The organism is Microbulbifer sp. MCCC 1A16149 (assembly GCF_050368945.1).
Classification (GTDB): Bacteria; Pseudomonadota; Gammaproteobacteria; order Pseudomonadales; family Cellvibrionaceae; genus Microbulbifer.
Genome location: NZ_CP185959.1, coordinates 840,717 through 867,592, shown reverse-complemented (window position 1 = coordinate 867,592; position 26,876 = coordinate 840,717). Strand labels below are relative to the sequence as shown.

Here is a 26,876-nt window from a genome sequence, read left to right as displayed (position 1 = left end):
ACCTGGGAACATCTGGACTTAAGGCTTGCATGTATCGAATGCCTCCAAAATCCTTTCCGCCATAACTTCGGCGGAATACCGCTCCTTACAGTTCTCAATAATTGACGACGACTTACGGCTCCAGTCTGACCTCCCATCCCAAAAGGCCACCATTTTTCTAGCCAAGTCTTCCAGAGAATCAGCCTCAAAAAATAAACAATTAACGTTTTTGGATGCTGCTTCAATTTCCGGCGCATGAGGCTCATCATCAGAAATTATCATCGGAGTGCCGAAAGAAAAGCTCTGAGTTATGGATAAACCTACATACCCAGGGGAAAGACTTGCAACAGACTCCGCGTATAACTCCCTTAGCCTGTTAACATCAGCCTCATGCCCTAAGAATTTAACCCTATCTTCTATTCCCAATTCGGCAGCTAGGCTTTCGCAACGCTTTCTTTCCGGCCCGTCTCCGATCACTATCAAGTCGCCTAGCTCGCGAATTTCTAACGCTTCCCTATATGCTCGAATCATTAGGCGAGGCTTTTTAGCGGAGACCAAACGGCCGACATAAATGAACTTATCACGTGTTCTATCAGGGACCCACATATCTGCACTAGAAAAAATAGAATTAGGAGCACTGGAAATACTCTTCCGGGGCATCTTCTCCTTAAGCTCGCACTTCTGCGTATCCGTATACACAAGAACGTGGGAGGCAAGCTGCCTCATTAAACCTCGCACAACATCTGAACGCTTATTCTTTCCGCCACGTGGCCAAGCATGCCCCCAAAGTACTGTACGCCTCAATAGTAAAATTCGAGCGATCAAAACGAACCAAACACTAATAATTCTCGGATTTAACTCCATGATCAATTTTTTTGCCTTAATAGATGGCACAATGGCGCTAGGCTGAAAAAGAAATTTCCGAGAAATTAGAAATACATTACTTATCACGCTCATATTATCAGGAAGGGAAACCCGAGTTTTGGTACTCTCCTCAAAATATTCATTTCCTACCAGCACAAACAGATCACTACCCAACCGGGCCACTAGCTCATCCATTACTTTTTGGCGATAGTCCCCTATTGCCGTCTGAACAAGCAGGTATTTCAAAGAAGACTCAGTTAATTTATTAGTCATAATCCACCTCAAAAATTATGCTACCGCTACTCATACCCAAAACTATTAAAGTCTTGACTGAAAGCTTCACGAAATTTCAAATATGTGGATTCCTTTAAGTCTACAGACCGCCCCATTCCAGCGACATTTTTGTGAGGCAGCTTCGTACACAATCCGATCTTTTTCGATAGAGACTCAAACTCGCGATCAATCACTTCAAATTTATATATATCATCCACTAATATTTCGCCAGTTGAGTCAGAAATTAGGTCGCTCATGAGATTACATTCATTGTCAACCCTCCAATTCAAGTATTCGTCGAAACTCATCGTGGAGATCAACTTGTGCTGATGATGTCGAGGATTTTTCTTCATAAAAAAATACAGCGACTTCTGCCAATCCAGAGGATGTCTTACAAATGTGAACCGATAGTATTCGTAGAATAGATCACCAAGAGAATTTCGCACGTCACTTAGCTTCGGGTGAAACTGATACAAAGGTGATATAGCGGGTCTAACCCCCATGGTGGACAGACCATAAAAAAAGTTTTGAAAGGCGATCTGCTTAAAAGAACAGTAAGGCCTTAAAGCTTCTCTTATGCTCGTCCCTGCAACTTTATACACATGATAAAACAAAAATTTCTTTTCACTAGAAACTAGCATTCCGCCCCCAAAAGATTAAAATTTTTTAAGAATTATACATCTGAACTGATGACACTCGGCGAACGATACTTTAGTAAGAAATGAGAAGTAACATAAGCCAAACAAAACCAATAAAAACGCAGAAATTCTGCAGTCATTGACATCTGCGCATTCAAAAAACTAAAAATAGTTACTGACGAGATCAGAACTAAAACTGGCTCACGAATAACGTTTTTAAAGCGAAAGATAACTAAAAATGATCTTAGGTAAATAAAAACCACCAGCAACAGGCCGTACAACCCAAACCTAACAAAGAAGTCAAGAAGTAGATTGTGAGGGTAAGGGCCTGCATACCCAGGAAATCCAAGAAACACAAAGTCCCAGAAGTGTTCAAAGTAATATGAAACAATAATCGACCTTGCATTTGTCGACTGATCATCTCCGTCGGACACCCTAAGGAAGCGATCGACTAAGTTTACAAACTGCTCCTTAATGAGAGCGTTTTGAGCCAAAACATAGCTCATCACGAAAACTGACACCAAACCTAATAAAGCATATACAAGCAGTTTTCTAAAATTTTTTCTATCCGAGTACACTTGTACCACAAGCACCAACAATGAAGTCAAGAAATATGCGGCCAACCCCCCTCTACTTGCGCTAACAATTACCGGGGGTAAAACTGCTATAGCCGCAAATATGTTAAGCACTCTAGCTGCCACCCTCACTCTGGTTACGGCTTGACTAAAACAAATTACACCCAACAAACACAAGCTAAAAGACAACCCCACCGAGGATATATCATCACCAACAGTAATTCTTCCCCTTGCATAATGCGCTACACTAGCAAGTGATTTGAAATACAAAAGACTACCCAAAGTTACAGTAAGCGGAATCAGGAAGTCATAAATACATTCAGAAACTCTAGACTGCCGAAATGAAATCCTGCCAAAATAGAAACCTAGAATTGCTAGTAGATAACACGCAACGCGAAAGGCAATCATGCTCAACGACTCAAGTGCAGGTTGCCGGAAAAATATAATCGTCTCTAGCGGAAAAATCACTATTACGGAAATCATCATGATTCGGGTAAATTGTTTAGTAATCCCCAATCTAAGCAAAGTGTATAGCGCAGCAAAAAATATAGTTAGCGCACCCGCTGCCAATAATAAATATTTCCCCCACATGCCCCCAACTGCTTCGGTCAACACACTAACCTGCATTAAAACTAAGCCATATACAACTAATGATCGAGTGTCAAAACTTAACAGTAGACTACGCTTACTTAGCACTATGGGCCCCAAAATTTTTGTATAGCTGCACGAAAGCCAGAAAAAACAACTCGTATATTGCCAAAGCTACAGCAATAAAAATAAGCGAGAGTTGATGAACAAAACTTACCGCGATAAAAACAGATGCTAACCCGATAAACCTTACGAACAATGGGATTACATGCCGTTCGACAGATATGAGTATTGACATCAACACATCATTAACTGCGCCTAATAGGGCTACCACACAAAGGGTGGCAGATAGTGTCAAACTAAACTTAGCACCACCCATGTCATAACCATCTAAAAAGTACGACACAACCAGCGAAATTAAGAAGACAACCAGCGCAAATTTAATAAACGTGTACGTCACACCTTTCGCTAAACTAGAATGTTCTTCAGCGGTTGGGGCTTTAAGCAGTTCAGGCCACAACACTCTGGATAATACTTGGGATAATTGGTAGATCGCTCGTCCAAAAAGCTTATTGATAGAAAATTGAACAACAGCAATTGGCGCCAGAAATGTTGATACCACACCCACTGAGAAAAAGTTATACACGGCTGGATATAGAGGGTATAAGAAATATCCAACGGTAATCATCCCCCCAATCTCGCGTTCCGATGTTGATGAGTTTTCATCGGTACGACTTCTACTAAGCCGTGCGGTCATCCTTAACAGGAATAATAAAGTAATATATATTGCAGCAGCCAAGCGAATTAAGGTAACTGCAACTAAACAAACCATGATTCCCTGTGAAAGAATTGGCAAAATTATTAATGCTGCGACCTCAATAGACTTTATTAAATTCACCAACATTTGTCCGCGAAAAACCTCGCCAAACCCCCTAAGTCCATATACTGCCAACTGAGACTGATAGTAAAAACATGCGTATATGGTAATTACTATACATTCCCAGTAATATTCACTGATATGCAATCCAAGTAATTCAACATTGCTATAATTAAGGTATGACGCAAGCAGTAAATTTCCGCAAAAGATAAAAACTGACCATGAGATCATTTTTTTCTGGCAATTAGAGTACTCGGCCCTGCAAGCAATAGCATCTTCGCCATTTTTCAGGAGATCGGATATTCGTTTTGATAACCGGCCTGCGCGCCCTCCTTCAGTAGACATCAACAAAAACATCCAACCACGAAGAATAATCCAAGCAGCAGCAGCCTCTGCCCCCCAAAAATACAGGGGGAGAAATGTCATAACAACTCGATCCATCAGCATCAACATACTCGTCAATGCTGAAGCTCCAAGAGATCGTATTAAGTTTGATAAACTCATTATTTTGAAAGCACTTCGTAAAGCTGGTTTTTCAATAGCTCTGCTTGCCGAACAATTTGGCCATATAGTTCTTCACGCCATTCAGATCGAACCTTAGACAAATCCAATTTAGCAGCATCAGTTGCTCGATAAACAAAATTATGCATCCCAAGCTTGGCGAAAAAGCCTTCAATCTTAGAATCCTCATCACCGACCACAGCTATTGGTATAGCGCCATTCAACAATGCAAGTAGCAGAACGTGTAGACGATTTGAAATGACAAACTCCGCTACCTCATATTGATTCACGACATCTTCAATTGAGTTAACCGTACCTAAGTATTGAACAAATTGAGCGCCGAAGGATTGAGCTAGCCTAGAATTTATTTCATCGTCATAGAACACTTGAGACACAAATTGAACCGTACGCACTTCTCCAGATAGATGTTCCGCTATGTCGAGATAATGATTTTCTTCCTCTATCGTTCTTGGCTTTCTAAATGATATTGCTAGTCGTGACCTAGAGGCGCATTCGTTGCTTTGAGGTTTAAAAAGTGAATGTCGCGGCAAAGCAAAAAAGAGAATAGCCAAATCATAAGAGCTTAAAAATGGAATAGTGAGATCTTGCATTTCTTCTTCACTAATGACATCCCTAATCAAAGATGAGCTAACTGCGGAAAGCCTAAATTTATCGATGTAGCGGAATATCCCAATTGAGTTTCTCTGGGACGAAGGAGCACGAACGATATTGGCACCAAGTAGCCTCCATATATGTAAACTAGCTCCGTGAATGCCCCTCCGAAGTGCAACTTCCAAAGAGGTAATAGCCATATACCCGCCAGGTTTTAACAAAAGAAAGGTTGATGATTCCCTTTTGAAAATATTCAAAGCTAAAGAGTATAAAAAACTTGTATAAAAACTTAGTACATTTCTCACTCGTATGTTTTTACAAGGTAGCGAATTTAAGATGATCGAAAGATACCAACTGGGAACCCCAGACACATCAACGTATACTTCCCCTCTCTCTAAAACCTCTTCAAGTAAAGCGCGATTGATAAGCAAATCACCCAAATTCGGAAATTGTGTCCGAAGCGAAATAAAATATTTATTCATTTTAAACCCAGAAAAAGTAGATTGGATGACCACCTCCATCTACCACCTCAAATTAGTAAACCACTACACTTATTCATTAACCTAATAGGTTAACGATTGGTATATGTTTTGGAAAAGCATATATGAATATGCCTCGTCAACTTTTTATCTGATAAAGTCACTGCAAAACGAGTTGCTCGTTTTGTAAACTCGAACCAAAATTGCGCCCCAAAAAACGTGAAGAATATCACGTTTTAGCTAAACTTGGAGCCCTTTGTGCAACCTAAGGAATACATACAAGGCGCCTATTTTTTAGCCACCCATCCTCGCCTGAGGAAAAACTCACACCTTGAGATTATTAAATAACGGTGAAGTTAACGAATTAGCAACAGAAGCTTGCAGTGAATTCGTGGAAGCTAGCAAAACTCAAGGCCCAGACTAGCTGGTCACAATCTTCGACGAGTATATTGACCAGCCCATACTAATTAACAGGGCGGACTTGGGAAAAAATACCAAGGGATCACAAGGTTGATTTGCAAATAGAATTGCGCTTAGCACAACTATTAACTTGGTCGATTTTTACAAGGCATGTATTGATAGACAAAATTTGGATATTTTAGAGCATTGAGCTCAATAAATTTCGTAGTCGGCCGCCTCAGGCTTAAGCATGAGGCGACCTTCGGCAGGAAGGTCTCCTAAGAGACATTTCTAATCTGAAAACTTCGACTCCCAATCGAGGCTTGCGAACATTGAAATATAAGAGACATTGGTTACATGCCCCGAATCAATCTCAAATATGCGCCAATACCCTTCCTCGATATTACGCATAATTATATCCGCATCGCCGTCTCCATCGAAGTCACCTGAAGCTTTTATCTCCCAGGTTAAATCAGCAAATAGCGGAATATACGTAACAGCGTTGACATCCCCTTCGGCAATTTCGAAGAGCCGCCAGCTGCCGGTAATTGAATCGCGGATAAGGACATCCGCATCACCGTCATTATCGTAATCACCGCTAGCCTCAAACTTCCAACTCACATTTGAGAAGAGAGATATATAACTTGAGCGCTCGACAGCTCCATTTTCAAATTCAAACAGTCGCCAGTCCCCCCCGAGAGAACTCCGCATTAGTACGTCATCGTCACCATCAGAATCAAAATCCGCAGCAACTTGAAACTCCCAATCCAAGTTGGCAAAAAGTGAAATATAAGATTTACTGATTACTTCCCCGTTTTGGAATTCAAATATGCGCCAAGTTCCTACATTAGAGTCTCGCATTAATACATCAGTATCCCCATCGCCATCAAAGTCGCCAGATGCAATTAAATTCCATGCCAAGTTTGAGAACAATGGCACATAAGAGGTACCAACGACGTTCCCAGCCTCGATCTCAAATAAGCGCCAATTACCAGTTCCACTATCACGCATCAACACATCTGCATCCCCATCACCATCAAAGTCGCCTGAGGCGCGGAACTCCCAGTCCAAATTTGAATACAACGAAATGTACGACCTTCCTTCAACAGATCCAGCACTCATAGCAAAAGTTCGCCACTTTCCGCTCTGTGTATTGCGCATAAAAATATCGGAGTCGCCATCGCCATCAAAATCGTTTTTCGCAAGCCGCGAAATTGGTTTCGATGCCGCATCCCACGGATCAGTCCCAGCCTCAAACTCTTCCAGGTTGGAAGCGCCGTCTTCGTCGGCGTCCGCCGCGGCGTCGTCAACAGTTGGGTCGAGGTTGTTGGCCAGCTCGTAGGCATCTCCCATACCGTCTCCATCGGTATCGGGATTGCGCGGGCTGGTGCCGGCTTCAAACTCTTCGAGGTTGCTGAGTCCGTCCTCGTCCAGGTCGATGGCGCTGTCGTCACCGTTCAGGTCGAGTCCGAAGGCGATTTCGAAGTTATCGCTCATGCCGTCGCCATCGGTGTCGTAGAAACCGAAGTCGGTAAAGCGTACCGAGGCCATGACCGGGTCAGAAACGCCGTTCAGTGCGATGCCGATCAACTGCTCCGAGTAACCGTTGCCCATATAGGTGGCAGTCAGTAGCTCGGCATTGGCATCCAGGTGGAATACGGTACTCACCAATCCATCCGGTTCGCCCTGTTCGAGATCCACGGTGCCATCGGTATTGACACGGTAACGACACTGGCTCGGGTAGCTTGCACTGCTGTACTGCCAGGGGGTCTGCCAGGCATCAGTACCGATTGTTCCACCCAGGGTATGTCCCTGGAACTTCTCGATACGCTGCAGCACACAGGCGTTATAGCCGTCGTTATCGGTCGGGCCATTACCATCGAAGTCGATAATGGTGCGTGCGATACGGGCACCGGTCGAGCGATAGTCAACACCATTACCCCAGTCGAGGAAGCTCAGGTTGCCGTTCATAAAGACGGTACCGTTGAGCACAGCATTGTTCGCGTAGCTCGCGGCATCACCTTTCTTGATCAGCATGACCATGCCAGCACCCGCGCCCCACTCTTCGTCGTCCATGTAGACGGAGACCATACGCTGTTTGGCGGCGTCGATTTTCAGTTCAACTACTGAATTTTCGTCGTCGCCGCCCAGCTTCAGGTCAACCAGTACACGGCCTTGGATCGGGTCTACGGTGTAACTACAGGCTTCGAGGGTATCCTCACCGGATTCCTCCTCCAGCCCCTGCGGTGCCAGACTCTGTCCATCGAACAGGGCACGGGCATCGTGGTATCCGAATGGCGTGACCTGCTGGCAGGTTCCATCGCCATTGAATTGCCAGTCTGCATTGCCGGTGTAATGGCCCTCGTCGTAGCTACCATTGCGATCGAACTCGCGGCCCCAGTTGCTGATATGCCAAATGCCATTGATATCAGCCAAGCTCAGCGTGTCTGGTTTCTTCACACGGAAGGTGGTCCATGTGTAGCGAGTCTGTTCACCGGCATCCACAAGTTCGCTGTTGAGCATAAACCCGCGGTCGCTGGTGACCATCCCTTCAGAGCCGTCGCTGCGGCTCCAGAAGTTGCCGTCGAAGTCGATCTGCGAGACGCAGTCTTCGCCTTCAGGACACCCGGTCCAGCCGTAGAAGGTGGATACGAAGACACCGTCGCTGCCGCCGGTATCGATAAAGCGTTCAGCAACTTCGTAGTCCCCGCGAGTACCCGCGCGCATGGTCTGGGTACCGTTCATGTCGATGAACAGTGGGTTATTACCGAATGCCGTGAAGGTACGGTAATTCCAGTCTTGGCCATTGTCCTGCGGTGCCCAGCTTACGTCGCTACCCCAGATGATGTTGGACTGAATGCCCATGGAGTAGTAGAGATCGCCCGCCGGGAAATCGTTGATATTGTTGAAATCAGTACCCGCAGCGACTTCTTCGAAGGTGCTGTAACCGTCACCATCAGGGTCGGCACCACTATCGCTGGAATCCAGCGGGTTGAGGCCGAGGTCGGACTCAACGTTATCGTCGATACCATCATCGTCGGTGTCCGCCGCCGTGGGTGATGTTCCCATGGCGAATTCAGACATGTTGTCGAGGGTATCGCCGTCGCTATCGCCGTAGGCATCACCAGCATCTGTCGGGTTAAGGCCGTTGGCCGCTTCCCAAGCATCCGGCAGGCCATCGTTATCGGCATCTTCGACACGATCGAACTGGGATACGTAACCCTGCCAGTCACACACGGTGCCAGAGCCGCAACGGTCAAACGCCTGGCGAATACTCACGTAGTGGCGATCGCTGTAGCCGTTTTCGTCGCGGTCTTCCAGATCGTGAATGATGAACTCGCGCTTGCGGTACATGGTACAGCTGGGTTCGCCATAACAATCGGCTACATCGTATCGATTGCCATACTCATCGGCGTAGTACTCAATGACCACGGCGTTGGCATCGAGATGCCAGGCGAAAGGTACGTAATTGGCGTAGCCATCGTTCGCACTCCAGTTACCTTGGCTGCCGATACCGCCCGGTGCAAACTGCAGGGCGAAACCGTTAACGCCATCCGGTGTACTTTCCGGTACGTCAACGAAGGTGCCGATCACATCCGCTTCAGAGAGCGCGCTCACCTGCTCCTGTTGCCACATGGAATCATTGGCTGCGGCGCGTCCCCAGATGCCGGATGCAGTGTCGTATTCCTGGAAGACGACAGTCTTGGTGCCCTTGCCGAAAGTTTCCACGAAGTAGATCGTGATTTGGGCATCACTGTTCTGATCTTCTAGGCGCAGGCTGCCGTCCCCCTCAACGGTCCAGTCAACGAAGACGTTGCCGTTTCCGCTTATTTCAGAGCCGACTTCTACCACGCCGGTGCCGTCGCCAAACAATTCAACTCCAGTGGATACGAACAGCATCAGCGGGTTGATGTTGTCGTGTTCAGAGAGGCCAACCTGAGTGGCATAGAAGCCGGGTGAGATTGCCGGTGCATCACCGGAAACGCTACCGCTGCCTACCATTTGCGCTTCATAGACATTGACGAAGGGCTCGTCTGCCAATTGGCCGCTGACATAAGTGCGATGACCGGTGACAACCACCTTCCAGACGGGGAACTCACCGCTATCTGATTGCAGGTAGATAAAGACGTTATCCACATAGCGCTCGACTTCATCGGCCATTCCAATCTGATCGACCCACCACCAATCGCGATTTACGTAGCCGCCGTTATTGGTACCGGAGATCGCATTGCTGGTGTACTCCCAGGTAAACATGGCGCTGCCATCGACAAATGCCATACGCCCCTGGTCGTCTGCACCGGCGCCATCCCCTTCGAGGTCAATGACGTTACCGCCAGAGCCATTGAAGAATCCGCCTTCGTTGGTCAGCAGGAAGCGGCCAGCACCGGGATTGCTCATGATCAGCGGCATGGAGCTGCTGACATTCATGTCCGAACCCACTACTGCTTCGTGCAGGTTGCTGAAGCCGTCGCTATCGTTGTCGCCAAAGGCGTCGTTGGCGTCTTGTGGGTTCAGGCCGTTATCGATTTCAAACTGATCGGTAAGTCCGTCGTTGTCATCGTCGAGGTCATCTTCGTCGTAGATGCCATCGTTATCGAAGTCACCCGGTGGTACGACTTTCTGGAAGATGCTGATGTAGCCACTCCAGAAGTTGTTATCGAAGGTGCCATCGAGCTCGTTATCGAGAACCTGGAAGTTGGTGAAATACACTTCCTGCCCTGCGATATCGTTGATGGTGAACTGGCGTTCACGCCAAAGGACACAGTTATTACTGCTACCGCCACAGTTTGGGTCGCCGGAGATAATGAAATTATCGAGGTCATACCAGGCGCGCGCTACGATCGTCTCACCCTGGAGAGTCCAGCTGTAAGCCCAGCCTCCACGAACCCAGTCGCTTCCATCCCACGACAGGTGGTAAGCCTGGCCATCATCGGCAAACTCAAGACCAAACTGCGGTTCACCGGAGGTGTCTTCGCGGCCGTCATAAACATACTGGCCGGCCACATCCTGTTCGGTAAGCCCCAGGTCAACGTGATTGTGGAACAGAGTACTGCTGGCGAAGCGCTGGCCATCCACATAGTACACAGCAAGTGCACTTACAGAATTACCCATCGGTTCGGTGAAACGATACTCAGTAGATGTACCGTTGCCGTAGTCCACGGTCAGGGTACCGATGGTATCCACACTCCAATCTAGGTCGGTGCGACCGTTCAAGCTATCTTCACTGCTGGAAGGCGATGCAATCAGCGTCAGCCTGGTCGGGCCAAGTTTAAACGCCGGGTCTATTACACCGCTTGCATCCAGTGCAGTCGTTGCATACACACCTTCCGCCAGTTCGGGGTCAAACAATTCAGCAGAGGAAATTACGTTGTGATCCCACTCGCTGGAGTAGCCCTCATCCGGCAGTTCACCGTTGGGGTAATGCACACGGCCAACGACCACTTGCTTCCAGGTGGTATTGCCATCGCCCTGGTCAAATGAGAAGAAGTAAGCCTTGTCGTAGAAAGTTTGCATCTGGACTTCAGCCTCTAGCGCATTGCTCCAAACCGTTGTGTCTACGGCGAGGAAAGCACCCAGGTCGACTTCCAGGTGTGATCCCTGATACACCCAGGTACCGAAAATATCGGTAGTGCGTCCGCTCAGGCGGCTGCTTCCGTCGGTTTCCAGGTTCAGCAGGCCACCAACATTGGCATTCAGGAAACCGCCATAGTTGGTGAACATGAACTCACCAGTGCCGGGGTCAGCCAGTGCAGCAGGGGTACTGCCGCCGTCGTACGGATCACTGCCGAGTTTTACTTCGTGCAGATCGAGGAAGCCATCGTTGTCCTGGTCAGCATCCAGATTGGAAGCCAGTGGATCCAGGCCAATGTTCCACTCTTCCCCATCACTCAGGCCGTCGGCATCGGTATCGAATACACCCGGGTTGGTCCCCGTGTAGTATTCGTCAATGTTCAGCAGGCCGTCCCCATCGAAGTCTTCCCAGGCATCGTCGCCATTGTAGGGATCGAGGCCGTTAGCAGCTTCCCAGTCATCGGGTATGCCGTCGCCATCGCTGTCCAGCACCTGTACATACTTCTGGAAAATACTGACGTATCCACTCCAGTAGTTGTTATCGAAGGTACCGTCGAACTCGTTATCAAAAACTTGATAGTTGGAGAAATAGATCTCGTCGCCAGCGATGTCGTTGATGGTGAATTGGCGTTCGCGCCAGAGCACACAAGTTACACCGGTGCCACCGCAAGTGGACTCGTTATAGATTTGCCAGTTGTCGATGTCATACCAGGCCTGGGCAATGATGGTGTCGCCCTGCAGGCTCCATGTGTATGACCAGCCGTAACGGTTCCACTGGCTACCATCCCAATACAGATGGTAAGCCTGGCCATCATCGGCGAACTCAAGTCCAAATCCGGGCTCCCCTGACAGGTCGTCGCGACCATCAGACACATAAAGCCCAGCAACGTCCTGCTCGGAAAGACCGAGGTTTGCGTGGTTGTGGAATAGCACACTGGAGGCAAACCGCTGCCCATCTACATGGTAGACAGCCAGTGCTGTGCGGGAGTTACCCGTCGCCTCGATAAAGCGATACTCAATGGAATTCCCATTGCCGTAATCCAACAGCAGGGTGCCATTACTGTCGACGCTCCAATCCAGGTCGGTGCGACCGTTCAGGCTGTCACTGCTACTGGCAGGGTCAGCACTCAGGTTTAGCCTGGTTGGCCCGAACGGGAAGGATGGATCCACAGCACCGCTGGTGTCGAATACACGGGTGGCGTACTCGCCTTCGCTAACACCCGGATCAAACAGATTGCCGGTAGTTAGTACATTGCGATCCAGCTCGGACGTATAGCCAGCATCCGCAAGCTCGCCATTCGGGTAGTGCATGCGGCCTACGATGACTTCTTTCCAGGTGATGTTGCCATCACCCTGGTCAAACTCGAAGTAGTAGGCTGTGTCGTAGATGATCTGCTGCAGAACCTCAGCTTGCAGTGCGTTGTTCCATACCAGCCCCTCGTAAGAAAGGTATCCACCCAGATTAAGTTCAAGGTGCGTACCCGCGTATTGCCAGCTGCCAAAGATATCGGCGCTGCTTGCGCTCAATCGGCTAGCTCCGCCTGACTCCAGGTCGAGAAGGCCACCAACACTTCCATTCAAGAAGCGACCGAGATTGGCAAACATGAACTCGCCAGTGCCGGGATCAGCCAGTGCCGCCGGCGTGCTGCCGTCGTAGTGTGGGTCGGTACCGACCTTGATTTCATGGATATCGAGGTAACCATCGTTATCCTGGTCTGCACCGATATTTGAGTTAAGCGCGTCGAGGCCATTGTTCCATTCCTCGCCATCGCTCAGACCATCAGCATCGGTATCGGCCACATTCAGGTTGGTGCCAGCCAAGTATTCATCGAAATTTGGCAAACCATCGCCATCGAAGTCTTCCCAAGCATCATTGCCATTGTACGGGTCGAGCCCATTGGCGTATTCCCACTCATCGGGAATACCGTCACCATCGCTATCTTGCTCTGCGCGATTGAACTGGCCAACGTAGCCCTGCCAGTCGCACAGCTGGCCTCCACAGTAATACGCGAAGCCCTGACGGATAGTGATGTAGAAACGATCATTTTCGCCATCACCGCTGGTGTCTTCAGCATCATTGAATTCTACATAGCGTCGACGGTATTCGTGACACTCCACCGCACCCTGGCAGTCGGACTCCGCGTAGTAATTCCAGTTTTCATCGCGATAGTAGTGTGCAATGACCTCGTTGCCATTGATCTCCCAACCAAACGGCGCCCCCTGATTCCACAGGCCATCGGAGAAGAACTCCTGATGTCCTGAGCCGTCTTCATTGAAGACCAGTGCGAAGGTAGAGCTACCGGACGGATCACCTTCCGGCGCATTTTCCAGACGGCCCACTACATCGGACGAGTCGAGCGCGCTAATGACAACCTCTTGCCACATGGACTGTCTTGCGGTGGCGGAACCGGAAAGTCCCGGTGCGGCGCTATCGAATTCGTGTATTACTACGGTCTTGATGCCTTTACCGAAGCTTTCGATAAAGTATGTCGTTGAGCGTGCATTATCACCGGAGTAATCCGCTACCAGAGTACCGTCGCTCTGGGTGGCCCATGTCATCGGCTGATTGCCGCTACCGCCAACTTCTGCAGGAATAACGAAGTGACCAGTGTTATCACTGTTGAGGACAACTTCGGTTGGGTAGGTTACCCAGTTCGGATCCAGTGCGTAGTTGGTGTCCAGGCCAACGTGCGTGGTGAAGGTACCGGAAGAAATCGATGGTGAACTGATTGAGCCGTTGTCCATCACCTGATGCTCATATACATAGGTGAAGTGCTTGTCTTCGAGTGTTTCGTTCGGATAAGTCTGGCGCCCGGAAACAACCAGCTTCCATACCGGGTTTGGACCCGATTGCACTTCGAAGACCGAAATCTGGTCGACCCACTCCTCTACCTGAGTGCCATATCCTAGCTCTGCAACAAACCAGTCATCACGATTGACGTAGGAACCGCTGTTTAAAGCACTGATCGCGTTGTTTTCAAAGGTCCAAGTGAAGTGAGCACTACCATTAGGTTTGGCAAATCGACCTTCGTCATCATTGCCAATACCATCGCCAGCGAGGTCCAGCACATAGGCGTTTGAAGCGAAGTTGCCGAGATCACTCAGCAGGTAACGACCTTCGCCGGGGTTGTTCATTGCTGCCGGCACAGAGAACTCATCACCACGGTCGGTTCCAACCATGGTTTCGTGCAGGTTGCTGAAACCGTCGTTATCGTCATCTTCATGGGCGTCGCCGGCGTACTCCGGGTCAAATCCATTTTGGATTTCGAATTCGTCGGTAAAGCCGTCGCCGTCAGTATCGATGTTTGGATCGATGACAGTGATGCTGGTGGTTAATGAGGCATTGAAACCCATCGCGGCAAGTGCCGGGCCCCGGATATCAAAGTATCCATTCGCATGGTCAAATTCGACCCAAATATCCCACTCACCCAGCATCGCCCAGTCAGGAATATGCAGGTTACCCTCGATCGCATTGCCATCCAGCCAGGCATAGTGCGCTTCGGTATCCTTCGGCTTAAAGTGAATGGAAACGTTGCTACTGAAGATATTTTCCTGATCTGCAGTGCCGAAAGTTACTGTGGCATCCACGCCGCCGTTAGTAAGGTCTACAGCAGAGGGATCGATACTCAAAGCAGTAATTTCCGGACGTCCCCAGTCTGCGTTGTACCAGCTGCTAGGGCTGATAAGACCGAGATCGCCTTCCGGGATCGCATTACCCCAGAGGTCAACGCCGGTCACATTGTCGAATCCTACCAACGGAGAAATATCGGTAACGGCGTTATGCGCCATCCAGATAGTATGCAGTTGTGGCAACCCGGAAATATCCGGGATCGCCGTAATCGCGTTCTCACCTGCATCGATCCACTCCAACGCACCCATGGTAGAGATTGCGCTGATGTCGGTGAGATGGTTGCGGTTAACGTTAAGCCCACGTATTGGTAGGCCTACCAAAGGTTCAATGCTGGAAACATCCGCATTCGCAAAATAAAGCTCTTGCAGATTACTCAACTGAGCAAGCGGGCTAAGATCTGAGAAAGTGCTGCGATTTGAATCGAATTGATCCCAATTGGTATTGAGATCCAGGTAGTTGAGCATATACAACTGCTCTATACCGGAGAGATCATCAATACGCTCCGGGCACCACAACCCGGACATTTCATGAACGTAGGAGACACCGCTATTTGCGGCTTCATTCTGAACACACGCGGTCAGATCCGGGTCGGCAAAAGAGAGGCTGTAGATATCTACTGGGCCGGGGTTCGAGTTGGTTACATTGAACTCAACCTGCATACCCAACGTTTCAAGCTGAGATTCATCGATATAGGTATAGTTACCAGCTTGGTCACTTGCGGAGACATACTCCAGCAACCACTTACCAGCGGCATCATTCGTATTAAATATGAGCTTACCTTGAGAAATACCTGAAGGAAGCGAGAAATATTTGGTATCTGAGGCATAATTTTCATGCCGCAGTGCAAGGTCGATATTCTGTATGCCGGTACCATCACCGTCATTAAAGTTGACCTCAAAATTGACCGCAACATGGCCGTTGCTGGCATCATCAATGTTTACATCCAACTGCTCAAAGCTAATGCCCTCGAAAGTCGGGGCAGTTTGATCTCCGGGTCCGGTTCCATTCACGGTTAGCGCGGTATCCGCAAAACCCATTGCCTGCAGATGTGCTGGGCTTACTTCAAAACAGTAATAATCCTCGCCCATGGGTCCACATGCCTGTGCATACAGCTCCCACTCTCCGCGTTCAGCAGCGAAGTTGATCCAAATTTCACCATTCGGAGAGGCGTTCCAGCTGTCGCAATACCAGTTTTGTGTATTACGACTCGGGCTGCTTAGGTAAAGACAGGTTTCTTCTCGCTGAAACGCAGCGTCCAGAACCGTTGAACTGACAGTCACGTCAATCCGCTGATCCCCATCATCAAGGTTCACCTGATCATTTGGCACGAAAGAAGCTTGATCGATTACGATCGGCAGCGGTGACCCATAAACACTGGGCACTGACGACATCAATGCGAGGTGCTCTGGGCCATTCTCTGTGAAAAGATTGTTTTCAAGATGTACTTCTGTGAGCGTAGTGATCTCAGCCAACTTCAACAGATCATCATCCTGCAAAGCATTGCCATTAAGCATTAAGGATGTGAGCTGCGGGAAGGCTGCACCGAGATCCGCATATCCCGCCGCTACTGCATCTGGCAGATCCTTGATCCTTGCGCCCCCGGCCTCGATACCGGAGATATCTTTCCCGAGCAAGGGAGTCAGATCCGAAACCTTTGTAAAGTACATCCCCAGATACTGCAGGGAGGCACCCTCGAGTGGGCTCAAATCAACAACAGGATTATCAGAAATGCTCAATTCCCAAAGCGCTGGAGCGCCAGCCAAGGGGGACAGGTCGCTGATACCATTACTAGAGAGATATAGCGTTTCCAAATTCGTGAAAAAGGCATAGGACGAAACTGTGTCTAGCCCAGAGTCTCCTAAACCAACGCTCTGAAGACCCAACCCTCTTAAATTATCAAGCGATGCAATTACCGAGTAATCAAATTGGCTTACGTCTGCCACGTACAGCTCCGTGAGCGTACCCAGGTTGGCAAGGTCGTCATAGTTCGTCAGCTCACTACCATGAATCCACAACCCTTGCAGCGCTGTGAGCTGTGAAATACCGGTTACATCAACAATCCCCCGGTAGCTGCAGTCCAAATAAGTCGCATCAGCTATATCAGACCAACCATTGTCGATGGCACTTTGATCTACGCAGGCCTCGAGGTTTGCATCAACAAATGTGAGGTCTTCGATTTCAGTCGCCAGCGCTGCCGGGCTAAAGAATAAGGAGGAGATAGCCAGGGGGCTTAATAAGTGCTTGAAGCGATTCATGATGTTCTTTTGATTAGTTTTCACAGTTTTCGCGCGCTGCTTGTCCATGACAGGAACCTCGTAATTTCCCGCTTACGAGTTAATACCAGCCAACTCGGTGTAATTGGTGTTTTAAAATTGGAATTAGAAGTTATTGAATAACTTGCACGGCACCCTGCTGCCGACGCTGCACGTCTTCACGGCTGATAATGGCCGAACGTGATTCAGCGTCCCGCTTTTGGGTTGCCATTCTGGAAAGGGAGCTTTGCTTACGCTCCTGTGCAGCACGCCGCGCCAGGTATTCTTCGCGACTGAGCCTTGAACCAGGCTGCTGGATGGTGGGATTACTACGTTGCTCAAGCGCTTTCACTTTATTCTGAAGTGACACGACAAGCTCTTGAGATTTTATAGCTTCTGCAGAAACCTGCTGATTCAGATAAACGCCATAACAATTGCCAGCAATCGACACAACGAGTGCAACTGCAAGCAGCACCTGTAGATTAATTTGAACTTTCACCCTGCCCCCAAAAAGTTGTCATCCATGATCAGCAACCCCAAAACTCAAGGCTGACCAGGGTTCTCCCTCATCGAATTAAAATAATTTCCACTAAGTGTCGCTCCATAGACGACTCACGCCCAACGAACCGCCATGGAAAAAATTGCGTCAACTCTAGCATGTGACACACGTCTCACCAATACGATTTTTTTGATATGGCCACGACAAATATGCACAAAAGTCATGAATGACGCATTAGCTCGAAAAGCACAATGCAAGCGCCAAATTTCTTATGCTGGGGGAGATTTCTATCACCTAAAAACAGGGACAATAAATAGCCCTTTGGAGCTTATTTATTGTCCTGCCGGAATTGGGGGATATCGGGTTAGGCGGGCTCGCCAATCTTGGCGTTCTGGGTACTGAGGAACGCTTTCAGACTACTGCCGATTTCGGCGTGATGCAGGCCGTATTCGAATTGGGCTTTCATGTAGCCGAGCTTGTTACCACAGTCATGGCTGTGGCCAACGATACGGTAGGCTTCCACCTCTTGCTGCTTGAGCAGTTCGTCGATGGCGTCGGTCAACTGAATTTCGCCACCAGCACCTGGAGCGGTGTTTTCCAGAAGGCTCCAGATTTCTGCAGAAAGCACATAACGCCCGACTACCGCCATATTGGAAGGAGCAGCATCTACTTCCGGCTTTTCAACCATGCCGTCTATCTTGGCAGTGCCACCGATCTGCAGGTCCGCACCCAGGCAATCCACAACACCGTATTTACTAACATCTTCCCAAGCCACACTCTCTACCATGATCTGGCTCGCGCTGCTGGTTTCGAAGTTTTTCACCATGTCGGCAAGGTTGCTCGCCTTCGGGTCTGATGCGTACTGGTCGATCAAGACATCCGGCAGCAGTACGGCAAAGGGGTTCTCACCAACGACCGGGCGCGCGCAGGCGATGGCGTGGCCCAGGCCCTTGGCTTCTGCCTGGCGCACAGAAATCACGGTGACATCTTTCGGCACAATGGAGCGCACCTCGTCCAGCAGCTGGCGCTTGAGGCGGTTTTCCAGCTGGGCTTCCAGTTCGAAGGAGGTATCGAAGTGGTTTTCGATGGCATTTTTACTGGCGTGGGTGACCAGTACGATTTCCTTGATACCGGCAGCAACGGCTTCGTTGACTACATACTGGATCAGGGGCTTGTCGACAATCGGCAGCATTTCTTTAGGGATGGCCTTGGTGGCGGGGAGCATACGTGTGCCCAGACCAGCGACTGGAATCACCGCTTTTTGTACTTGTGCCATGCTTTTCTTCCTATATTACTTTACGAATTCTTTTCGGCCGCAGGTTTGGTTTGCTGGCGAGTAATCAGGCAAGAAAAAGAAGCAAAGAAACTGAAAGAAGTACCTGAAAGTACTTTTAAAAGCCCCGCGCGGATTTCTGCGCGTAACCTTGGAGGGAAGTAATACGTCCAATCAAAGCGAAACTGCCCTGCTGTAACGTACCCGCCAACTGGCGAAAGCACAGTGACTGCCTGTGCGAACAATCGGCCCGCAATATTTCTTACTGCGCAACCGCCCTCGAGACCCCGATTCTTTGTAGCGGGCATTCGCCCTGACTTTTCCTTTCTGATTATCTAGCCGCAGCTGAAACTGCTTTTTCTGTGGCCTTTAACATTTGCCCTATTATCAGAGCTCCCTGTTACACCTATGCCAGGCTGAGCTTGTACTTGCTCATTTCTTGTCCGCCTAGGCGCCGATTGCCACACCCACCATGTGACAGGCGTCACACTTTATCAGTAAATGATGACAATTCAAGGACGAGCTTTTCGCTGGTCCTTTTTTCGCCAATTTAGAGCGGACATTCTAACGCAGCCTCTGACGTGATTAAGCAAACTACATGCCCACGTCTGTTAAATCAGCAAATTGCGTACCAGAATTGATAGCTCGACGCCCGGACCGACCGGCCGGGCCCTGTCGCTGCTTGGTCTCTCATGGGCTCCAATACGCTTAGATAGACGCCAATCCGCCAATTGCTGGCGGCTTCACCTACCGATTTCGCACTCACTGATCACTTTTCACTCAACTGGATCCAAACTGTTAACAGCACTCCCGCAACTTGCCGGACTGCTGGTGTTTACGGGTGTATGGCACCCACTGCGCTCTGATCTCTCGCGATCGCATTATTGGGCAGGTGTATATAGATGTTGGATTCCCTGAGTAGTTCTTCGGCGACTGGCGCTTGCAACAACCAGCGCCGCACAATGCGCCTCAAGCTGTGGCTTGGCGCCCTGCTGCTTGGATTTGGGAGCAGTGTACTGATGGCGGCAGGCGCCCTGCGCGCCCCCACACTCCCCTCTCCCGTTCTTGCTGCCGCTGAGCACGCCTATGGCTCCCAGGCGGTGCGTCGCTTGCGCCACTGGCAGGCGCTGGTGACCTCCCAGCAGGATGCGCTGGAATGGCACCGCCTGCTGAAGATCAACCACTTCTTTAACCGCATTCCGTTTGCCGAAGACAAGGACCACTGGGGCCAGCAGGACTACTGGGCCACACCTGTTGAATTTTTGAGCAGTGGCCGCGGTGACTGCGAGGACTACGCAATCGGCAAGCTATTCAGCCTGTATGCGACCGGCGTGGAGGTGGAAAAGCTGCGCCTGATGCACGTGTACTCAGAACCCCTGGGCCAGGCCCACATGGTGTTGCTGTATATGGCCAACCCGGGAGAACACCCGCTTGTGGTGGATAACCTGGTGGATAAGATTACTGCCGCCCGGGACCGCACAGACCTCGATCCTTTATACAGCTTTAACCCCCGTGGCCTGTGGCTGAACGAACGGATCGATCGCGGGCGCAAGGTACGCGAGTACGTGGGCTCCACCCTGTGGGACCAGTTGCTGACACGGATGCATAAAGAAGGGGTGCTGATGTGAACGGGCTACGGAGATACCGGTTACAGAACTACCTTCGCCACGCTCGAGCTGTTCCACTGTTCGTAGCCGTAGGATTGCTGACGCTGACTGTGGTTCTGACGGTGACACTGCTGATAGTGCGCAGTCACGGTACGGCCCAGTTGGCTCTACAGACTCGAGACAGCGCGAATGCGCTTAGCGTTGCCCTACGGCCATTTATGCCGGACACCAGCGCGCAGGAAGAGGAGCAACTGCAACAGGCCAAGCGGCGGGAGATTCTATTGCGGGCCCTGGCACAGGCCGGCGGTTACCGTCAGCTGGCAATCGCCGATCTCAGCGGCAATGAGAGGTTTACCTACGAAATCCCCCCTTCGAATGCCGGGGTACCGCGCTGGTTTGTGTCTCTTGTGGAGATTGATGCGCCAAAGTACCGCGCAGAAATTACCGTTGGCTGGGATATTGCAGGATTTATCGCTGTTAGCAGGCAGTCAACGCCGGTTTATAGGACGCTCTGGCAATGTGCCCAGGGCATTGCAGGGGCGGGGTTCGCAGGCCTCATATTGGCATTGATCCTGGTAGGTGTTCGCGCACGCACTGATTGTGCCGGGCTGCCTCAGTGGATGGAGCTTACGCTCAGGAAGGATGAGGATCGCAATACGAGACTGGTGGCGCGCACCACGGAGCAAGCACTAGTTAAGACCAAGGGCAGGCCTCAAAAGGAAAATACCGATGCGGGTCACGAACTCGCAACAGAGCAACGTCATACTTGTCCTGAACAGATTTCCGACGATTAGTGGGAGATACAGGTCTCTACCGAGCGTTTGCACTAGAAATTACACGTATGTTTTTTAAACGACAGGTTAGCCCCAAAGCACTATTTTGTGCGCTATTTCCGCTACTACTGGTAAATAGTGGGGGGAGATGTGTAGCATAGACTTCCCATTTCCTGTATAGCCGCTACAATCTGCCGCAACTTGAATGGAATCTATTAAAAAACAATCTTCTCTAGGGGGACGAATGAAAAAAGCAGCATTGGGGATCGCACTGGGTGCGAGCCTGCTGAGCTCTGCATCTAGTGCAAACGTTGCAGAATTTTCTGAAGCTGGCTACGACATCAACCAGATCGCTGCTCTGTTACAGGTAGCGGCGCTGGCGCAAAGCAACGGCGGCAACCTTGAAGCCTCCGTCAAACAGGCACTGGCTGCCTCCCCTGAAAACGCCGGCAACATCGTAGCCAGCGCCATTAAGGCGGGTGCACTCCCGGAAGAAGTGATTGCCCTGGCTATTGCTGCGGCACCGGAACAGGCCGCAGCGATTGTAGCCAGTGCTGTGAACGCCGGCGTTAGCCCCGAGAAAGCCGTGGCCGCTGCTGTTGCCGCAGACTCATCTGTAGCTGAAGCCGTTGTTGCAGCCGCGGTAGCGACTGGTGCCGATTCCAAATCCGTTGCCTCTGTGGCAATCGCCAATGGTGCCGATCCGGCCGCGGTTGCTTCTGCAACTACCGCTGGCACCCCTGCTGGTGGTTCCTCCTTTGCGGGCGCGAGCACTTCCGCCTCTCTGCCACCGGCACCGCCATTGAGCGCGGGTGCGGGCGGCGGCGGCGGCGGTACTGTTGTCCCCTCCGAAAACTGATTTACAGACTCAACTGGTCTGCAATCACCAGAAAGGCCCGCAAGGGCCTTTTTTGATTGCCTACCCTGCCCAGCAGTTTCCAGAAGTATTCACAGAACCACAACATGACCGCCCCCACACTTTCGCCCTCTTTTGGTGCGCACGACCTCGATACCTCCGGGCATCCGGCCAAATCCACACTGGAACAGTGGCTGTTTTATCTGTTTCTGGGCCTTCTGGTGTGGCTGCCGATCCCGCTAGGCTCTCACCGCGCCTGGGCTTGGGGGCTGATGGAAATATGGGTATTTGGCCTGACTGCGGGCTGGATGCTATACGCCCTGCGAAATTCCGCATTTGCCGTACTGAAACCTTACGGGCCACTGCTGGCGATATTTGCCGCGGCGCAGGTGTGGGTCTTCTTTCAGCAGGTTCCCCTGCCAATGGGACTACTTGAATCTTTAGCCCCATCTGTGGCCGAACACTATCGCCAGTCGGCCCCCACGCAAATCTGGGCGACGCTTTCCTTCGATGCCAACCAGACCCGTATTGCCTTGACCAAAGGCTTGGCCTATTGCTGCCTTTTACTGCTGGTGCTGGCACTGGTGAATTCGGGCAAGCGCCTCAGGGCATTGATGATAGCGGTAGTTGTGGCCGGTACCGTGCAGGCATTTTATGGTGCCCTGCTGGCACTCTCCGGGGCACAGACCACCTGGGTGCTGGACCTCCCCAACAGTTCCATTGCGACTGGCGGCTTCCGTTACAAGAACCACTTTGGCAACTTCCTGGTGCTGTGCCTTTGCCTGGGTATTGGCCTGCTGATCGCTAACTTGCGTGGCGACAACGGGGGTAAGTTCAAGGAACGCCTGAAGCGCATTCTGGAAATGCTGCTGGGTGGCAAGGCGGTTTTGCGCTTGTGCCTGGCAATGATGGTTATCGGGCTGGTGCTGTCGCACTCGCGTATGGCCAACACCGCGTTTTTTGCCAGCCTTTCCATCGCGGGTGGCCTGGGCTTGCTGCTGATCCGCAACAAGAGCCGCAGCCTGACCATTCTGCTGGCAAGCCTGATGATCATCGACCTGATGATTGTCGGCAGCTGGTTCGGAGTGGACAGGCTTCGCCAGGAGATTGCGGAAACCAGCTTTTCTCAGGAGACCCGGGATGAGGTAAACCAGTACGGGCTCGCCCTGATAGAACAGCACCCGGTAACGGGTACCGGTGCGGGAAGTTTTTACTCTTCGTTCCCCAGCGTGAAAGGACCGGGCATCAATGCGTTTTATGACCTGGCCCATAACGATTACCTGCAATTCGCCATCGAGTTCGGCCTGCCTGCCACGTTGCTACTCGGGTTTGCGATATTGTGGAGCCTGTATCACGCGTTTATGGCGTTGCGCACCCGGCGCGACAACCTGATGCAGGGCCTGGCGTTCGCAACATTTATGGGAATTGTGGCGGAATTGATTATGCTGACCACAGACTTCCATCTGCAGGCGCCGGCGACAGCCATGTACTTTCTGATGATACTGGCCCTCGCCTGGAAGGCCCGGTATATGAAAGTGGAAAGGAAAAGGTCGGGGCGGTCCTCACGCGTTGGGCAATAGCGTACAGGGCGCTGCGTTGGCGGTTCGGGAAAACTGACTGGCGGCGATCTTCCCGGGGTTGCCGAGTACCAGCTTCCAGGCATTCTGCTCTCCGACGACATTCTCAGCCGCTTTGCGGCCTAATGTGAGAGTCGGCGGGCGTCGCAGTTCGTGGTGCGCGTCTGTGGCGAGTACGGTAACCAGCTCCCGCTCCAGAAACCGGATCGCACAGCGCTGGGTTGTCTCGCCAAAATGCCCGAGTAGCGAGCCTGCAGTCACTTGAAACAGGCAGCCTTCCAGCGCCAGTGGCATGATCTTGCCAAAATCACGAATCACGTCTTTATTGCGCTCCGGATGGGCAATCATCGGCCGGATTCGCCTTTTGAGTAACCAGCGAATCAATTTGTCTGTACCCGCAGGAATATGGCTGTAAGGCAGTTCCAGCAGGATCACCTTGTAGCCAAACCACTCCCCGAGATAGGGCACCCGCTCCCGGGAAACCATTTCCAGAATATTTTCAGACAGACGGATTTCTGCAGCCACGCCGAGTTTCAGCGGTACACCCTCTGACTCGAGGGCCGCACGAAATTTCTCGTATACGCCGAGAATAATGCCCAGGCTATTGGGATAGCGCCCGGGGTGGATATGCGGCGTGGCTACACAATGGGTAATCCCATCGGAAAACGCGGCCTGGGCCAACGCTAACGCCCCACGCAGATCCCGGGGGCCGTCATCCAGCCCCGGCAAAATGTGGCAGTGGAGGTCTATCATGCGATGTCAGCCGATTCGATCCTTTCGTGCTTGCTAGCTTTTATATTGTCCAACTCGTAGCTGCCATCGACATTCTTATTTGAAGCGTAGCCGTAACGGCCGCCGTAGTAACCGTAGAACTCGCCGTAGTTGCTGGACCTGGAGCTGATATCCACCTGATTCAGTACTACGCCTTCCAGGTTCGCGCCCACTTTTAACAGTTTGCGAATACCCCCCTCTACCGCTTTTTGACGGGAGCTGTCGGCCTTGACCACGTAGAGCATTGAATCAGCAACGCGCGATATGACCTGTGCATCACTGACCACCTGCAGTGGTGCGGTATCGATGATGATCCTGTCGTACTTTTCGCGCAGCTTGTTGAGTAAGCGCTCGAAGCGATCAGAAGCCAGAAGTTCCTGGGGCATCCTGGGTATGGCTCCGGCTGGAATCACGTCGAGACCACTCTGCTCATCGTGGTGGATACAACTTGACAGGTTCGCGCTGCCGGTAATCAGGTTTGATAAACCGGGGTGCGATGGTGACAAGCCGAAACGCCTCCCCAGAGACGGGCGCCGCATATCTGCATCGATTAGCAGCACATTCTCCATTTGCGCCAGGGAGAATGCGAGATTCTCGGATACAGTAGTCTTTCCCTCTCCTGGCAGTGAGGAGGTGATCGCCACGGTGTTGCTAGCGCCCTCCAGCTGGGAAAGTACGAAGCTCGTTCTCAGGCTCCGTATTGCCTCCGCAAACTTGTACTGTTCTGAGTCGAAGAACAGCCTCAGGCCAATGCCTTTCTTCTTGTTATGGGGTACCCAGGGAATCATTCCGATCATCGACTGACCGAGCCCGCTTTCTACATCTTCTGCGGTGCGTATGGAGTCGTTCAGGGCCTCTGCCATAAAGGACATAACCACACCCGCCATCACACAGACGATCAAAACCAGTGACAAGATCAGCATCTTCTTGGGTTTTACGGCGATCTCCGGCGCGTCTGCCTTGTCGATCACGCGGGCGCTTGGGGCCTCAAAATTTGCGATCTCGTTGGTTTCATTAAACCGGACCAGGAACGCATTGTAGAGCTGGGTATTTACCTCGACTTCCCGTTTTAGCTCCGAGTAACGGGAGCCCTTGCGAGCGACACCCTGGTACTCCTGCTTCTTCGCCACGAGCTCTTCAGACAGCGCCTTTTCATTCGCGAGTGCAGTTTGGTAGTCGCTCTCGATACCGGCAATCAGCTGTCGTATTTCGGTACGCAATTTGGCTTCCACGGAATACAGCTGATCCCGGGCGGCAATCAGTTTGGGGTGCTTGGGCCCGTAACGCTGCGCCATTTCGGAGACATTGCGCGATGCATCGATCTCCGCGCGCTTTACATCCTGAATAACGCTGTGGTTCAGTACTTCCGGCAAGGTTGAAAGTGCAATGACATCGGCACCGCGCGCGCGCACCAGTGATCTGAGGCTGGAGGCTTCTTTAAGCGATTTGCGCGCCTCCAGCAGTTGCGCGGTGATTTCATTCAGCTCTTGAGCGCCAAGCCCGAGTACGCCCTCTACGTCGACAAGTCCTTCCTTCTCCTGAAAGTCCTGCAACGCGGCTTCTGACTTTTCCAGTTTGATACGCAAGTCATCCAGACGACTATTAAGCCAGGACGCCGCACGCTGGGTCACATCCAGCTTTGATTCCATCTGGCTTTCTATATATTGCTCAGCCACCAGGTTGGCAGCCTCAGCCGCCAACTCGGGAGACTTGGATTCAAAGGATATATGGACCAGCTGCGTGTCAGGGATGGGGGCGACGTTGAGACGCGACATAAACGCCCTGGTAACTTTCTGTCGCTTCAACTCGGCACGCTTCTCTTCTGTGATGAGCTTTGGCTCAGAAGCGGGCAGGAACTGCTTCACCCATCCCTTGGCTTGGTCGAGATAGCTTTGCTCCCTTTGATCCGGATCGAACTCTGGCGAGTTCACCAGTTCGAGATGATCGACGACTTGTTCAGAAATGCCTTTTGATTTGATGATTTCAAATTGCGTGAGGAAAAATTCGTCCTGTGAAGAATCCAGCCCATAGACCTCCTCGATGGACAGCGGCTTTGCGGATTCCGCTTCGATCAGTAGCGTCGCGGTCGCCCGGTAGGTGGGCGCCATGGAGTAAACGACAACCGCAGCGAGCATGGTAACGGCCAGCGACAAGGCAGCTATCGACCACTTGTACTTCATGACGGTATTGAAGTAGTGACGAAGCTCGATTACATCTTCATCTACTGAATCATATTTCATAGGGAATTTTTCTAGCAATTAACATCAGTCAGATAAGCAAC

Annotated in this window: 14 protein-coding genes; 4 read left to right on the top strand and 10 right to left on the bottom strand. The window is 50.9% G+C overall.

Annotated elements, in window-relative coordinates:
* Positions 1-18: 18 nt before the first annotated feature.
* From ACONT6_RS03510 to galU, 8 genes are all read right to left on the bottom strand, one after another.
* Positions 19-1,116, bottom strand: a complete 1,098-nt coding sequence (locus ACONT6_RS03510) for a glycosyltransferase family 4 protein (RefSeq protein WP_428820438.1) — start codon at positions 1,114-1,116, stop codon at positions 19-21.
* Between the two features lie 26 nt (positions 1,117-1,142).
* Positions 1,143-1,757: a sulfotransferase family 2 domain-containing protein gene (locus tag ACONT6_RS03505; RefSeq protein WP_428820437.1), complete on the bottom strand. Its 615-nt coding sequence runs from the start codon at positions 1,755-1,757 to the stop codon at positions 1,143-1,145.
* Positions 1,758-1,789: 32 nt separating this feature from the next.
* A complete protein-coding gene (locus ACONT6_RS03500; protein WP_428820436.1) occupies positions 1,790-2,941 on the bottom strand; it encodes an O-antigen ligase family protein in 1,152 nt (383 codons plus the stop codon).
* A gap of 73 nt (positions 2,942-3,014) precedes the next feature.
* On the bottom strand, positions 3,015-4,247 hold the full coding sequence (locus tag ACONT6_RS03495) for a hypothetical protein (RefSeq protein ID WP_428820435.1): 1,233 nt from the start codon (positions 4,245-4,247) through the stop codon (positions 3,015-3,017).
* A gap of 50 nt (positions 4,248-4,297) precedes the next feature.
* Positions 4,298-5,428 (bottom strand): polysaccharide pyruvyl transferase family protein, encoded by a 1,131-nt coding sequence (locus ACONT6_RS03490; RefSeq protein WP_428820434.1) that lies wholly within the window; start codon positions 5,426-5,428, stop codon positions 4,298-4,300.
* 648 nt (positions 5,429-6,076) lie between these two features.
* The gene (locus ACONT6_RS03485; RefSeq protein WP_428820433.1) at positions 6,077-17,242 is read right to left on the bottom strand and encodes a leucine-rich repeat domain-containing protein; all 11,166 of its coding nucleotides are present in this window, start codon (positions 17,240-17,242) and stop codon (positions 6,077-6,079) included.
* 130 nt (positions 17,243-17,372) lie between these two features.
* The gene (locus ACONT6_RS03480) at positions 17,373-17,738 is read right to left on the bottom strand and encodes a hypothetical protein (RefSeq protein WP_428820432.1); all 366 of its coding nucleotides are present in this window, start codon (positions 17,736-17,738) and stop codon (positions 17,373-17,375) included.
* A gap of 364 nt (positions 17,739-18,102) precedes the next feature.
* Positions 18,103-19,014: a UTP--glucose-1-phosphate uridylyltransferase GalU gene (gene galU, locus ACONT6_RS03475; RefSeq protein WP_428820431.1), complete on the bottom strand. Its 912-nt coding sequence runs from the start codon at positions 19,012-19,014 to the stop codon at positions 18,103-18,105.
* 899 nt (positions 19,015-19,913) lie between these two features.
* Between galU and ACONT6_RS03470 the strand changes: the two genes are divergently transcribed.
* From ACONT6_RS03470 to ACONT6_RS03455, 4 genes are all read left to right on the top strand, one after another.
* Positions 19,914-20,639, top strand: coding sequence for a transglutaminase-like cysteine peptidase (locus ACONT6_RS03470; protein WP_428820430.1), 726 nt, complete (start codon positions 19,914-19,916; stop codon positions 20,637-20,639).
* A 101-nt stretch (positions 20,640-20,740) separates the two neighbouring features.
* The gene (locus ACONT6_RS03465) at positions 20,741-21,412 is read left to right on the top strand and encodes a LapD/MoxY N-terminal periplasmic domain-containing protein (RefSeq protein ID WP_428820429.1); all 672 of its coding nucleotides are present in this window, start codon (positions 20,741-20,743) and stop codon (positions 21,410-21,412) included.
* A 223-nt stretch (positions 21,413-21,635) separates the two neighbouring features.
* Positions 21,636-22,250 carry a hypothetical protein gene (locus ACONT6_RS03460; protein ID WP_428820428.1) on the top strand — a complete coding sequence of 205 codons (615 nt, stop codon included), beginning with the start codon at positions 21,636-21,638 and terminating at the stop codon, positions 22,248-22,250.
* A 104-nt stretch (positions 22,251-22,354) separates the two neighbouring features.
* Positions 22,355-23,827 (top strand): O-antigen ligase family protein, encoded by a 1,473-nt coding sequence (locus ACONT6_RS03455; protein WP_428820427.1) that lies wholly within the window; start codon positions 22,355-22,357, stop codon positions 23,825-23,827.
* Here ACONT6_RS03455 and ACONT6_RS03450 read toward each other — a convergent pair.
* Together ACONT6_RS03450 and ACONT6_RS03445 are read right to left on the bottom strand one after the other, a co-directional pair.
* Positions 23,810-24,577, bottom strand: coding sequence for a tyrosine-protein phosphatase (locus ACONT6_RS03450; protein WP_428820426.1), 768 nt, complete (start codon positions 24,575-24,577; stop codon positions 23,810-23,812). The genes ACONT6_RS03455 and ACONT6_RS03450 overlap by 18 nt on opposite strands.
* A complete protein-coding gene (locus ACONT6_RS03445; RefSeq protein WP_428820425.1) occupies positions 24,574-26,835 on the bottom strand; it encodes a GumC family protein in 2,262 nt (753 codons plus the stop codon). Before ACONT6_RS03445 ends, ACONT6_RS03450 begins: the two co-directional genes overlap by 4 nt.
* Positions 26,836-26,876 lie beyond the last annotated feature (41 nt).